This is a genomic window from Bradyrhizobium liaoningense (assembly GCF_018130785.1).
In the GTDB taxonomy this organism is placed as follows: Bacteria; Pseudomonadota; Alphaproteobacteria; order Rhizobiales; family Xanthobacteraceae; genus Bradyrhizobium; species Bradyrhizobium liaoningense_A.
On sequence record NZ_JAFCJT010000033.1, the window covers coordinates 22,348 to 35,082 of the forward strand.

At 65.2% G+C, this 12,735-nt stretch carries 13 protein-coding genes; 5 read left to right on the forward strand and 8 right to left on the reverse strand.

Annotation, left to right across the window (positions count from 1 at the left end; translation table 11 throughout):
* Positions 1-31: 31 nt before the first annotated feature.
* The 3 genes from JQ627_RS35570 to JQ627_RS35580 form a co-directional block, all read right to left on the reverse strand.
* Complete coding sequence (locus tag JQ627_RS35570; protein ID WP_212488997.1) at positions 32-559, reverse strand: DUF309 domain-containing protein; 528 nt, start codon at positions 557-559, stop codon at positions 32-34.
* Positions 560-577: 18 nt separating this feature from the next.
* The gene (locus JQ627_RS35575) at positions 578-1,396 is read right to left on the reverse strand and encodes an alpha/beta fold hydrolase (RefSeq protein WP_212488998.1); all 819 of its coding nucleotides are present in this window, start codon (positions 1,394-1,396) and stop codon (positions 578-580) included.
* 87 nt (positions 1,397-1,483) lie between these two features.
* Positions 1,484-3,025, reverse strand: coding sequence for a benzoate-CoA ligase family protein (locus JQ627_RS35580; RefSeq protein ID WP_212488999.1), 1,542 nt, complete (start codon positions 3,023-3,025; stop codon positions 1,484-1,486).
* A gap of 28 nt (positions 3,026-3,053) precedes the next feature.
* Between JQ627_RS35580 and JQ627_RS35585 the strand changes: the two genes are divergently transcribed.
* Together JQ627_RS35585 and JQ627_RS35590 are read left to right on the forward strand one after the other, a co-directional pair.
* Positions 3,054-4,070, forward strand: a complete 1,017-nt coding sequence (locus tag JQ627_RS35585; RefSeq protein WP_312015849.1) for a helix-turn-helix transcriptional regulator — start codon at positions 3,054-3,056, stop codon at positions 4,068-4,070.
* 197 nt (positions 4,071-4,267) lie between these two features.
* Complete coding sequence (locus JQ627_RS35590) at positions 4,268-4,663, forward strand: group II truncated hemoglobin (RefSeq protein WP_212489001.1); 396 nt, start codon at positions 4,268-4,270, stop codon at positions 4,661-4,663.
* A gap of 6 nt (positions 4,664-4,669) precedes the next feature.
* Here JQ627_RS35590 and JQ627_RS35595 read toward each other — a convergent pair whose 3' ends face one another.
* Positions 4,670-5,449: a B12-binding domain-containing protein gene (locus tag JQ627_RS35595; protein ID WP_212489002.1), complete on the reverse strand. Its 780-nt coding sequence runs from the start codon at positions 5,447-5,449 to the stop codon at positions 4,670-4,672.
* Positions 5,450-5,630: 181 nt separating this feature from the next.
* Here JQ627_RS35595 and JQ627_RS35600 point away from each other — a divergent pair, with 181 nt between their 5' ends.
* Positions 5,631-6,311, forward strand: a complete 681-nt coding sequence (locus JQ627_RS35600) for a transglutaminase family protein (RefSeq protein ID WP_212489003.1) — start codon at positions 5,631-5,633, stop codon at positions 6,309-6,311.
* A 109-nt stretch (positions 6,312-6,420) separates the two neighbouring features.
* Here the strand turns inward: JQ627_RS35600 and JQ627_RS35605 are convergent, their stop codons facing one another.
* The 4 genes from JQ627_RS35605 to JQ627_RS35620 form a co-directional block, all read right to left on the reverse strand.
* A complete protein-coding gene (locus JQ627_RS35605) occupies positions 6,421-6,681 on the reverse strand; it encodes a hypothetical protein (RefSeq protein WP_212489004.1) in 261 nt (86 codons plus the stop codon).
* On the reverse strand, positions 6,632-8,368 hold the full coding sequence (gene ybaL / locus JQ627_RS35610; RefSeq protein WP_212489005.1) for a YbaL family putative K(+) efflux transporter: 1,737 nt from the start codon (positions 8,366-8,368) through the stop codon (positions 6,632-6,634). Before ybaL ends, JQ627_RS35605 begins: the two co-directional genes overlap by 50 nt.
* Before the next feature lie 85 nt (positions 8,369-8,453).
* Complete coding sequence (locus JQ627_RS35615; RefSeq protein ID WP_212489006.1) at positions 8,454-8,786, reverse strand: PRC-barrel domain-containing protein; 333 nt, start codon at positions 8,784-8,786, stop codon at positions 8,454-8,456.
* 68 nt (positions 8,787-8,854) lie between these two features.
* Entirely contained in the window at positions 8,855-9,640 is a 786-nt protein-coding gene (locus tag JQ627_RS35620; RefSeq protein WP_212489007.1) for an IclR family transcriptional regulator C-terminal domain-containing protein, read from the reverse strand.
* A gap of 113 nt (positions 9,641-9,753) precedes the next feature.
* Here JQ627_RS35620 and JQ627_RS35625 point away from each other — a divergent pair, with 113 nt between their 5' ends.
* Both JQ627_RS35625 and JQ627_RS35630 read left to right on the forward strand, forming a co-directional pair.
* On the forward strand, positions 9,754-11,112 hold the full coding sequence (locus tag JQ627_RS35625) for an aromatic ring-hydroxylating dioxygenase subunit alpha (RefSeq protein WP_014491272.1): 1,359 nt from the start codon (positions 9,754-9,756) through the stop codon (positions 11,110-11,112).
* 130 nt (positions 11,113-11,242) lie between these two features.
* Positions 11,243-12,679: a glutamine synthetase family protein gene (locus JQ627_RS35630; protein WP_212489008.1), complete on the forward strand. Its 1,437-nt coding sequence runs from the start codon at positions 11,243-11,245 to the stop codon at positions 12,677-12,679.
* Positions 12,680-12,735 lie beyond the last annotated feature (56 nt).

Sequence of the window (12,735 nt, forward strand, 5' to 3'; positions counted from 1 at the left end):
CGGCCAACGCATGCATTTTGTTGCATGGAGTCTATTGGGACCGCACGATGGCGCCGAGGGTGATCCAGTCTGCCTTGGAGAGTTGGGGACGGCCCAGCTTGGCCTGGAGCAGAGCGGTCAGCGCCGGAACGGGGAAGCTCTCGACAAAGCCGTCACCACCCGCGGCCGCCTTGCGCGAGTTCAGCGCCCGCAACTCCGCCTGCGCGTCGCCGAACAGGCGCGCGGCCGAATGCAGCCGCTGCATGCGCAGTCGCAAATTGGCATTGGCGATGTGAATGCAGGCGCGCAGCAGAATGCGCTCGCGGCCGCCTTGCGGGGCTGCGGCCCACACCGCTTCCAGCACCTCCTGCGATTCCCAGAAATAGCCGCGGTCGTTGAGCGCGAGCCCGTAACGCAGCGCCGGATGGCGCGCCGGCACATAGCCACGGAACGCCGGGGGCACCAGCGCCTTGACCATATCAAGCCTCTCGTAGTCAGCGTCGACCCGACCGGTCTCGCCCGGCACATAGGCCCATCGCGGCCACGGCAGCGGGCCGGTCGCATGTGAAGGCACATTCATGGATGTGCCTCCGCAGGATCATGCGGCGCGTCCCTGAAGTCCCTGATCGTCGCGCAGGGCCGCTTTTGCAAATTGCTCAATCGCGTCAAGCGTCGCCCCCGGCGCTTCACGATGCGGGGAATGTCCCGCGTCTGAAATAATTTTCAAATCTACCGGACAATAACACTCTTCCTGCGCGATTTCGACCTGTCGCAGTGTCCCATATTGGTCGTCCTTGCCCTGCACGATCAGGATGGGAACGCGGATGTAGGCCAGATATTCCGAGATATCCCAGTCGCGGAATTTGGGATCGAGCCAGGCACGGTTCCAGCCGTAGAATGCGTTGTCGACGTCCTTGTGCCAGCGCGCCAGCTTCGCCTTGAGGTCGGTGGTCTCGAAGGCGGTCTTGATCGCGGCGATGGACTTCACCGAGATGTCCTCGACGATGAAATGCGGCGCCATCAGCACGAGGCCGGCGAGGCGATGATCCTGATGCGCACCGGCATAGATTGTCGCGATCGAGGCGCCGTCGGAATGGCCGAGCAGCAGGCCACGCTGGAAGGGAATCGCATCGAGGATTTTTGGCAGCACGTCCAGCGCCTCGCGCTGCATGTAATCGAGCGGCCGCGGCAGCATCGCCGGGCTCGACTGGCCGTAGCCCGCGCGGGAGTAGACGAAGACGCCGGCGCCGATGGCCTGCTGGAGTTTCTCGGGGAAATCGCCCCAGAGGCCGACAGAGCCGAGGCCTTCGTGCAGCATCACGATGGTCGGCGCATCCGTGGATTGCGGCGCGAGCCATTTGTACTCAAGGCTGGCGTTGCCGATGGTTAGGAAGCCTGTGGGGGTGAGGTTGGTCATGATCGAATTCCCATTCCTAGCCGCAGAGAAAATGCCCGCCCTCCCCTGGAGGGGGCGGGTAAGCACGCGAGTCCGCCGCATGCACGCTCAATTCGCCCCTTCCCGCAACTTGAACCGCTGGATCTTGCCCGTCGCCGTCTTCGGCAGGGAGTCCACCACGTCGATCCAGCGCGGATATTTCCACGGGCCGATCTTCTGCTTGACGTGCTCCTTCAGCATCTCCTGCAAGTCCGCGGTTGTCGCGCCGGGTCGCAGCACGACGAAGGCCTTCGGCTTCAGCAGGCCTTCCGGATCGGCTTCGGGCACGACGGCGGCTTCGAGCACGGCGGGATGCGTGATCAGTGCGCTCTCGACCTCGAACGGTGAGACCCAGATGCCGGACACCTTGAACATGTCGTCGGCACGGCCGCAGAAAGTGTAGCGGCCTTCGCCATCGCGGACATATTTGTCGCCAGTGCGGGTCCACGGACCTTCAAAGGTGCGGCGGCTCTTGTGGCGCTGGTTCCAGTAGCCCTCACCGGCGGAGGGCGCATCGACGAGCAGCTCGCCGACCTCGCCGTCGGCGACGTCCTGGCCGGCCTCGTTGACGAGGCGCACCTCGTAGCCCGGCACCGGCTTGCCGGAGGAGCCGTATTTGATGTCGCCGGGCGCGTTGGACAGGAAGATGTGCAAGAGCTCGGTCGAGCCGACGCCGTCGAGGATGTCGACGCCGAAGCGCGATTTCCAGCTGTTGCCGACGGATTCCGGCAGCGCCTCGCCGGCCGAGGTGCAGATGCGGAGCGACTTGCCGCCGCGCTCGGCCTTCATCGTCTCGTCGTTGAGCATCGCCGCGAATAATGTCGGCACGCCGTAGAAGATCGAGGGATTGTACCTGTTCATCAGGTCGAACATGCGCGCCGGCGTCGGGCGCTCGCTGTTCAGCACCACGGTGGCGCCGACCGACATCGGGAAGGTCAGCGCATTGCCGAGGCCATAGGCGAAGAACAGTTTTGCCGCGGAGAGGCAGACGTCGTTCTCACGGATGCCGAGCACCTGCTTTGCGTAGGTGTCGGCGGTCGCCTGCATGTTCGAATGCAGATGACGCACGCCCTTGGGCATGCCGGTCGAGCCGGACGAATAGAGCCAGAACGCCGGCTCGTCCGGATGCGTGGCAGCGGTGGTGAACTGGTCGCTCTCATCAGCGATCTCTTCAGCAAGCTGCTTGTGACCGTTCTGCTTGGCGCCGGAGACCACGACGTGCTCGAGATCCGGCATGCGGCCCACGACGTCCTTGATAACGGGGTAGAGCGCCTCGGAGACGAACAGCACGCGCGCGCGGCAATCGGCGAGGATGTAGGCGTATTGGTCTGATGTCAGCAGCGTGTTCAGCGGCACCGGCACGATGCCTGCGCGGATCGCGCCCAGGAACACGATCGGGAAATCGACCGTGTCGAGCATGATCATCGCCACGCGCTCCTCGCGGCGGACCCCGAGCCGGCGCAGCATGTTGGCAGCGCGCCGGGTCTCGCGCTGGAGCTCGCCATAGGTGAGCCGCGAGACGGTGTCGTCGAAGACGAGCTTGCCGCCCCTGCCGTCCTCGACGTTGCGGTCGAGCAGCCAGGTCACCGCGTTATAGGATCCCTCGCTCACGGACTTCTCCCCCGAATTTAGAATTATAATTCATAGAAAGACACCGCGGCGGCTTGCTGTCAATGCCGGCAGGCACTATGTTTCATTAAAACGCGCCGCAGGACACCCTCTCAAGAAGGCCCATGATCTGCAGTCCATGACCGACAGTCCCGACGCCGAATCCCGATTTCTCGAACAGCTCGGCCAGCGCGTGCGCACTATGCGCGCGCTGCGCGGCATGTCGCGAAAGGTGCTCGCCAAGGTATCAGGAATCTCGGAGCGCTACATCGCGCAGCTCGAGAGCGGCAAGGGCAATGTCTCCATCGTACTGTTGCGTCGCGTCTCCGACGCGATGGGTGCGCATCTCGAAGACCTGCTTCCCTCTGCCGACCCGACGCCGGACTGGCAGATGTTTCGCGATCTCCTGCGCAAGGCGACGCCGGCGCAGATCGCTCAGGCCAAGGACCTTCTCGCCGGCGGCAGCGCCTCCGCGCCGCGGCGCGCGCCGTTCTGCGGCATCGCGCTGATCGGCCTGCGCGGCGCGGGCAAATCGACACTCGGGCGGATGCTGGCGAAGAAGGTCGACTGGAGTTTCGTCGAGCTCAACAAGGAGGTCGAGCAGCAGAACGGGCTCTCGGTCGCCGAGATCATCGCGCTCTACGGCCAGGAAGGCTTTCGCCGCATGGAGCAGGCAGCGCTGCAACAGCTGCTCGCGCGCAACGAGCTGATGGTGCTGGCGACCGGCGGCGGCATCGTGTCGGAGCCGTTGACCTTCGACCAGATCCTGTCGTCATTCTACACGATCTGGCTGAAGGCCGAGCCCGAGGAGCACATGGCCCGCGTGCGGCGTCAGGGCGACCTGCGGCCGATGGCGGACGACCGCTCCGCGATGGCCGAGCTGCGCAACATCCTGCTGAGCCGCGAGCCGCTATATTCGCGCGCGACGGCGGTGGTGGATACCGCGGGGCTGTCGGTCGATGCGGCGGCTGCAAGGCTGATCGATGCAGTGCGGCCGGTGCTGCAGAACGAAGCCCGCAGCTTTGGGCTGCGCAGCGTGGCGCTGTAAGGCGATCTGGCGCCTCACGCACCGCTGTCGTCCCTGCGAACGCAGGGACCCATACCGCGTGATCCATCGATTGTGCACGCGGCCGATCCCGAACGACTGACCTTCGCCAAACACCTCGCTCTGGTTATGGGTCCAGAGTTTGTGGCCCGCCACAAAGTCACTATATCCGAGCCCAAGAGCCAGCCTTGGGACCACTCATGACCTCCAGCGACGTCACCACCTCCATGTTCGAGCGGATCGGCGGCAGCGCCACGATCGATGCCCTCGTCGACAGCTTCTACGACCGCATGGACACGCTGCCGGAGGCGCAGATGATCCGCGCCATGCATGCGGATGATCTCGGCCTGATCAGGGACGTGCTGAAGCGCTATCTCACCGAATGGACCGGCGGCCCAAAGCTCTATACTCCCGAGAAGGGCCATCCGCGGCTGCGGCAGCGGCATATCGGCTTTGCCATCGGCGATGCCGAGCGCGACGCGTGGCTGTTCTGCATGCGCGGTGCGATGGAGGAGACGGTGACCGATAGCGCCGCGCGGCAGGATCTCGATCGCGCGATATCGGGCCTGGCCGACTGGATGCGCAACCGCAGCTAGCCGCGTTCAGTCGAGGCCGAGTGCGCTGATGTCGGCGGCAAGCTTCACTCCGGGGATCCGTGGCACCAGGTGGGTTTTGACGGCGTAGCCGCCGAGGAAAATGTTTGGACGGCTGGGCGCCGGCAATGCCTGCACGCGCTCGACAAGCGACGCGACGGCATCGCACTGCTCGCGCAGGGCGATCGAAACGAGCAGCGCCTTGGGCTCACCCGCGATCGCCGGCTCGGACAGGACATCGAGAACGGTGAGATCATCGACATGGCGCGTCCGCCATCCCTGGTTTTGCAGCCAGAGGCCGAGAATGCGAATGCCCACCATGTGGATATTGCCCGGCGCGTTCATCAGGAGATAGCAGCCGTCGCCTGCATGCCGCGCCGGCTGCGACCAGGCCTGCCTCATCTTGGCCTCGACAAGATCGACTACCCGCTCGGCGAAGGCGGTGAATTCGTGCTCGCCAGCGACGGTGAGCGTGCCGCGCTCCCACGCGTTGCCGATCTCGTAGAGCATCGGCGCGATCATGCCGATGAGAATGTCGACCGGCCGGCAATGGACGGCGATGGCGTTGTCGACCAGCGGCCCGGCCGCGTCGAAATCGCTCCTGCGACCCGCGGCAAACAGCGCCTGAAAGATGTCCCGCAGCACGACCGCATGGGCATATTCATCGCCGCTGAGCAAATCCGGCTGTTCTCCCGAGCATTTGCGGCACAGCCCGTGCGTGATGCTGAAGTCGGCGTACGGCCGCATCTCGCCGATGAATTGCTGGCAATGGGCACACCATTTCAGCACGCTCTGACTCCCCAAGGGCCACATTAAGGGCGTCGGCTCCGGTAAGCGTAGCGCAGCATTGCCGCTTTCGAAAGCGGCAACGTCTCAACGCAAGTGGTGACCGGGTAGTGTCGCGTGCGGCATAGGCGGCTTGCAACGAACGAATTTGAGTCCCGCGAAGACTGCCTGCTAAGCTTGACGCATGACAGCACCCCTGCCCGACACCATCCGCCGGCTCTACACCGATCCCGGCGAGTACATCGACAGCGATCATCCGGCCGTGCGGCAATTCGCCGAGACCGCCGTGCACGCGGACGCCAGCGCCCGCGAGAAGGCGAGTGTGCTCTACAAGGCGGTGCGCGACGGCATCCGCTACAACCCCTACGTCAGCATGCGCGTCGCCGACACGTTTCGCGCATCGAGCGTGCTTGCCGCGGGGCAAGGCTATTGCGTCGGCAAGGCCTCGCTCTATGCCGCCGCCTGCCGCGTCCACGGCATTCCCGCCCGGGTCGGCTTTGCGGATGTGAAGAACCATCTCACCACCGAGAAGCTGCGCGCGAGCATGGGCACCGACATCTTCACCTGGCACGGCTTCACGGAAGTGCATGTCGACGGAGCCTGGCGCAAGGCGACGCCGACCTTCAACGACACGCTCTGCGCCAAGGTCGGCGTGGCCCCGCTCGATTTCGACGGACACACCGACGCGCTGCTGCATCCCTTCGACGGCGAGGGGCGCGCCTACATGCAATATGTCAACGACCGCGGCACCTATCACGACGTGCCGGCCAAGTTCCTGATGCGCGAGATGGCGAGGGACTATGCCAACATGCAGGGCGAGGACCTGTCGGGCCGTGACATGGAGCGCGAGGCGGAGGGGCGGTGAGATTTTGGGGCAGTCCTCTCACTGAGCACGCGCTCTGTTCCCTCGCCTGCAAGGGGGGAGGGAGCGCAGTGTGCTCGACGGCGCGACTGCACATCTCACGACGCCGAGACTAACCCACCCTGCGCACGCCAACTCGATCGTTGCACGCATCGAACACCGAACGGTCGAGTGCCTCGGCGGCAAAGCCCGCCACATAAATCAACGCCAGGATCGCCGCCGAAATCGCCACCGTCTCCGCATGCGCGAACAGCAACCGCAACAACCGCTGCGACAATGTCGGCGGCGGGAAGCGGTAGGTCCGGCCCTGTGGCGTGATCAGGTCAAACGACCGAACCGACCGCGAGCGCACGGGGATCTTGCGGGGCAGCATCCGGATATCTCCTCTCCAGCTCCTCGATCATGCCGCGCGCGATCTCCCGCTCGCCCATGATGACGACATCCGCACCCAGCCCCTTGAGGTGGTCGACCTCGGCATCCGCATGCGCCCGCGCGATGATGCGGATGTCCGGATTGGCCGCGCGCGCCTGCTGCACGATCTGCCCCGCCTCGAACGCCTCGGGGATCGCGATCACGAGATGCCGCGCCCGTGACGGATTGGTGGCGCCGAGAATTTCGGGCTGCGCGGCATTGCCCATGACGGTTTCGATGCCGCCCTGCTTCAGCTTCGCCAGCGCACCCTCGCCGACCTCGGCGACAAGGAACGGCAATTGCCGCTGCCTCAGGGCATCGCCGACGAGCGCACCGACGCGGCCATAGCCGATCACGATCGTGTGGTCGGTCAGGTCCGTGGTGCGGATCGGTTCGGGCACGGCGGCCGCGGCCTGCGGTGAATCCCGGCGCGGGTCGAGACGCGGCGCGAGCCAGGTGGCGGCCGCGAACATCAGCGGGTTGAGCATGATCGAGAGGATCGCGCCGGCCATGATCAGGTCGCGGCCGTCGCTGGGCAGGATCTGCGAGGCGACACCGAGCTCTGCCAGGATGAAGGAGAACTCGCCGATCTGCGACAGGCTCGCCGAGATCGTCAGGGCGGTCGCGAGCGGATGCCGGAACAGGACCACGATCAGGAACGCCGCGACCGACTTGCCGAGCATGATGATCGCCAGCGTCGCCAGCAGCGGCCAGGGCTCGCGGACCACGCTCATCGGATCGAACATCATGCCGACCGAGACGAAGAACAGCACGGCGAAGGCATCGCGCAGCGGCAGCGATTCCTGCGCGGCGCGCGCGCTGAGCGGCGATTCCCGCAGCATCATGCCGGCGAAGAAGGCGCCGAGCGCGAGCGAGACGTCGAACAGCTTCGTCGCCCCGAACGCAATGCAGAGCGCGATCGCAAGCACGCCAAGACGGAACAACTCACGCGAGCCGGTATGCGCAATGTAGTGCAGGATCCAGGGAATCACCCGGCGCCCCACCACCAGCATCAGCCCGATAAACACGATGATCTTGGCGAGGGTCAGCATCACGATGCCAGCAAGCCCGAAGCCAGCCTGCGCGGCCAGCGGCTCGAAGGCCGGCTTGTCGCCGCTACCGCCGTGAAGGCTTGCGATCGCCGGAAACAGCACCAGCACGAGCACCATCGCGAGGTCCTCGACGATGAGCCAGCCGACCGCGATGCGGCCGCGATCGGTCTCCATCAGGCGCCGCTCCTGGAGCGCGCGGAGCAGGACGACAGTGCTCGCGACCGACAACGCCAGTCCGAACACGAGTCCCGCACCGACGCTCCAGCCCATCAACCATGCAAGGCCGAGCCCCATCAGCGTCGCAACGGCGATTTGAACGACGGCGCCGGGAACGGCGATGTGCCGAACGCTCAGCAGATCCTGGAGCGAAAAATGCAGGCCGACGCCGAACATCAGCAAGATAATGCCGAGCTCGGCGAGCTCGGTCGCAAGTGCCTGGTCGGCGACGAAGCCCGGCGTGAACGGGCCTACGGCGACGCCGGCGAGCAGGTAGCCGACAAGCGGCGGAATGCGGAACCGCTGCGCTATAGTTCCGAGTACGAAAGCTAGTCCAAGTCCGACGACGATGGTGGCGATGAGAGGTGTGTCATGCGGCATTTTTGCCTTTTGACACAGCGAGCGCGCCGGCGCACCGCGACCAAGTGAGGCGGCTCAGCGCGCGACGCCTGCCGCAATCGCGTCGTCAGATCGACCAATAATTCGGGTGCGCGTAGGGCCGCGAACGATCGCCCCAATCGAATTCGTCGCCGTCGAACTCGCACGGTCCGCTGGCGAGTTCGTCCTGCGTCACCTCGACACGAAAAGCCTGCCGCGCGGGATCGTATTTCAGCGCGCTCCACTGCACAGGATAGTGGTGGTGCGTGCCGAGCAGCCCGCCAGTCCTGATCACGGCGTAGGCGACCGTGCCGGTCACCTTGTCGAGCATCAGCCGCTCGATCGTGCCGAGCTTCGCGCCGTCGCGTCCGTAGACTCCGACGTGCTCCACGCGATCGCTGGGAACCATGGTGTGTTGCATGGCGTCCTCCCGGTTATCTTGCGTGACGGGATTATAGGCCCGCGGACGCGCGGCGCCAACGATCGTTGCTATAACAGCTGCGACCGCACGGACTCCGCGCCTTCGCGGAGCAGCGGGAGCAACCGGTCGACCAGCTCCCGTGCCGGCACGCGGTCGACATGGGCCCCCATGTTGATGGCGGCGACGATCACGCCGTCGTAGCGGCGCACCGGAACCGAGATCGAGCGGAAATGCGGCTCTGCCTCGCGATCGACCAGCGAATAGCCCTGGTCGCGATCGGCTGTGATGCTGGCGAGCAGCGCCTTGGGATCCGTCACCGTTTGCGGCGTCAACATCTCGCGCTTCATTGTCTTCAGGCGTGCGGCAAGCGCTGCGTCATCGAACTGCCCGAGCATGGCGCGGCCGACCGAGGTGCAGAACGCCGGCAGCCGGTAGCCGATCTCGAGTCCACCCAAAAACATCCGCGCCGGGCTGCTGCGCGCGACAAACACGACATCATCGCCGTCGAGCACCGCGAGCGACGAGATTTCCTGCGCAGCCGTGGCGATCCGGTCGAGCACGGGTTGAAGCACCGCGACGAGCTGGCTGGAGCGCAGATAGGACGCCGCGAGCGTCAGCACATGCGGCGTCAGCGAGAACAGCTTGCCATCGCCGGAGACGAAGCCGCCGCGCTGCAGCGTGAACAGCATGCGCCGCGCGGTGGCGCGGGGCAGATCGGCGGCACGGGCAAGATCGCTCAGCGTCATCGGGCCAGTGGTCGCGCCAAAGCATTGAAGCAGGCGCAGGCCGCGATCGAGGCTCTCGACGAAATCCGTCGCGCGCTCGTCGTTTTCGCTGCGCTTCAGCTTGGGCATAGGTTCGGGAACATCCTGCAAAATATTGCTTGCCGCCGGACCAAGGCATGGCATAATTCGCCCATTCGTTCAATAGGCGAACAAACGCCTCTCCGACAAAGGACGCAGCCGCCATGATGAGCCAGGAGCAGAACGACCTGATCACCCGTACCGGTCCGAAGGACCCCTGCGGCAAGCTGATGCGGAGCTACTGGCAGCCGGCGGCGCTGGTCGACGAGCTGGAGGGCGCACGCCCGATCCGCCCCGTCAAACTGCTCGGCGAGAACCTGGTATTGTTCCGCGACGAGAGCGGACGCTACGGCCTGATCGATCGTCACTGCGCACATCGCGGCGCCGACCTCGCCTTCGGTCGTCTCGAACATGGCGGCCTGCGCTGCGCCTTCCATGGCTGGCTGTTCGACGCCACCGGCCAGTGCATCGAGACGCCGGCCGAGCCGAAGGATTCAAAACTCTGCCAGAACATTCGCCAGCGTTCCTATCCCGTGGTCGAGAAGAGCGGCATCCTCTGGGCTTATCTCGGCGAGGGTGAGCCGCCGGCATTTCCGGAGCTCGACTGCTTTGTCGCGCCCGGCACGCACACTTTTGCGTTCAAGGGCCACATGGCCTGCAACTGGCTTCAGGCCCTCGAGGTCGGCATCGATCCCGCGCACGCCTCCTACCTGCACCGCTTCTTCGAGGACGAGGATACGTCGACGGCTTACGGCAAGCAGTTCCGCGGCGCCTCCGCCGGCTCTGATCTGCCGATGACAAAGATCCTGCGCGAGTACGACCGTCCGATCATCAATGTCGAGCACACCGAATATGGTCTGCGGCTGATCGCGCTGCGCGAGATCGACGAGGAGCGCACCCATGTGCGCGTCACCAACCAGCTCTTCCCGCACGGCTTCGTCATCCCCATGAGCACGGAAATGACGATCACGCAGTGGCACGTGCCGGTCGACGACGAGAACTGCTACTGGTACGCGATCTTCACCAGCTACACCAACGCGGTCGACAAGCAGAAGATGCGCGATCAGCGGCTCGAGCTCTATGAGCTGCCCGACTACAAATCGCGCAAGAACAGCGGCAACGATTACGGCTTCGATCCGCACGAGCAGGCGACCGCGACCTACACCGGCATGGGCACCGACATCAACGTCCACGACCAGTGGGCGGTGGAATCCATGGGCGCGATCCAGGACCGCACCAAGGAGCATCTCGGCTCGAGCGACAAGGCGATCGTGCAGTACCGCCGCCTGCTGCGGCAGGAGATCGAGAAAGTCGGCGGCGGTGAGAAGCCGATGCTGTTCCTGGACGAGAGCAGGGCGCGCAGCATCCAGGGACCGGCCACCATGGACGGCATCGGTCCGACCCAGGGTTGGGAGCTCTACTGGATGGAGGTCGACGTCAAGCGCCGCCGCGGCGCACCTTGGGCCGCGCCGGTGCCGAAGGAGATCGCGGACAACGTGCACCGGCTGACGGCGGCGGAGTGACGATCGTGCACCGAACCCGCAGGGTGGGCAAAGGAGCAAAGCGCCGTGCCCGCCATCCTTCCGTTTGGGCGATAGACGCGGTGGGCACGCTTCGCTTTGCCCACCCTACGGCAGTTGAGGGAGTGGTGAAGTGACTTTCGTCGCGCGTCACGCGCTGTGGTCGGATGAGCAGAGGGACGCCGCAGCGCGCATGCGCCGCATCGTCGAGGAAAAGAACCTCGAGGTCATCCGCCTCGCCTTCCCGGACCAGCACGGCATCTTGCGCGGCAAGACCATCATCGCCGCCGAGGCGATCGCCTCGCTGGAGAGTGGCTGCTCCATCACCACGACCATGCTCGCCAAGGACACTTCGCACCGCACGGTGTTTCCGGTGTTCACGTCGGGCGGCGGATTCGGCATGAAGGAGATGGAGGGCGCGGCCGACGTGTTGATGGTCGCTGACCCATCCACGTTCCGCCCGTTGCCATGGGCGCCCGCGACGGGCTGGGTGCTCTGCGATCTCTATTTCAGTGATGGCCGTCCCGTGCCGTTCGCGACCCGCGGCCTCTATCGCAAGGTGCTCGAAGAGCTCAGCGGCCGCGGCCACGATTTCGTCGCCGGCCTCGAGGTTGAATTCCACATCTTCAAGCTCGACGACGCGCATATGCGGCCCGAGGATGCCGGCCAGCCCGGCACGCCGCCGTCGGTGAGCCTGCTCAGTCACGGCTATCAATACCTCACCGAGCAGCGCTTCGATCAGATGGAGCCGGTGCTGGAGATCCTGCGCCGCGATATCGTCGCGCTCGGACTGCCCTTGCGCTCGGTCGAGGTCGAGTTCGGGCCGAGCCAGTGCGAGTTCACGTTCGCGCCGAAGAAGGGGCTGGAGCCCGCCGACAACATGGTGCTGTTCCGCTCTGCCGTGAAGCAGATCGCGCGCCGCCACGGCTATCACGCCACCTTCATGTGCCGGCCGAAACTGCCGAATCTGTTCGCCAGCGGCTGGCATTTGCACCAGTCGATCGTCTCGCGCGCGTCCGGCGAAAATCTGTTCATGGCGAAGGAGGGCAGCGAACCGCTCAGCGCGTTCGGCCGGGCGTACCTTGCCGGCCTGCTCGACCACGCCCGCGCCTCGACCGTGTTCACCACCCCGACCATCAACGGCTACAAGCGCTACCGCTCCTATTCGCTGGCGCCTGACCGCGCGATCTGGGGCCGCGACAATCGCGGCGTGATGATCCGCGTGCTCGGAGCGGCCGGCGATACCGCCACGCGCTTGGAAAACCGCGTCGGCGAGCCCGCCGCCAATCCCTATCTCTACATGGCCTCGCAAATTCTCTCGGGCCTCGACGGCGTCGACCGCAAGCTCGATCCCGGCCCCTCCGCTGACACGCCCTACGAAACCAAGGCGCCGCTGCTACCGAAGTCGCTGCGCGATGCGGTCGCCGCGCTGAAGGACGATCCGTTTTTCCGCGAAAAGCTTGGCGGAGAGTTCGTCGACTACTACACCCACATCAAGAATGCCGAGATCGACCGCTTCCTGTCAGAGGTGACCGACTGGGAGCATCGCGAATATTTCGAGGTGTTTTGACGGGGATACTCTCACGCCCGCGTGAGGCGACTTCGTCCGGTCTGTTCCGACGACAT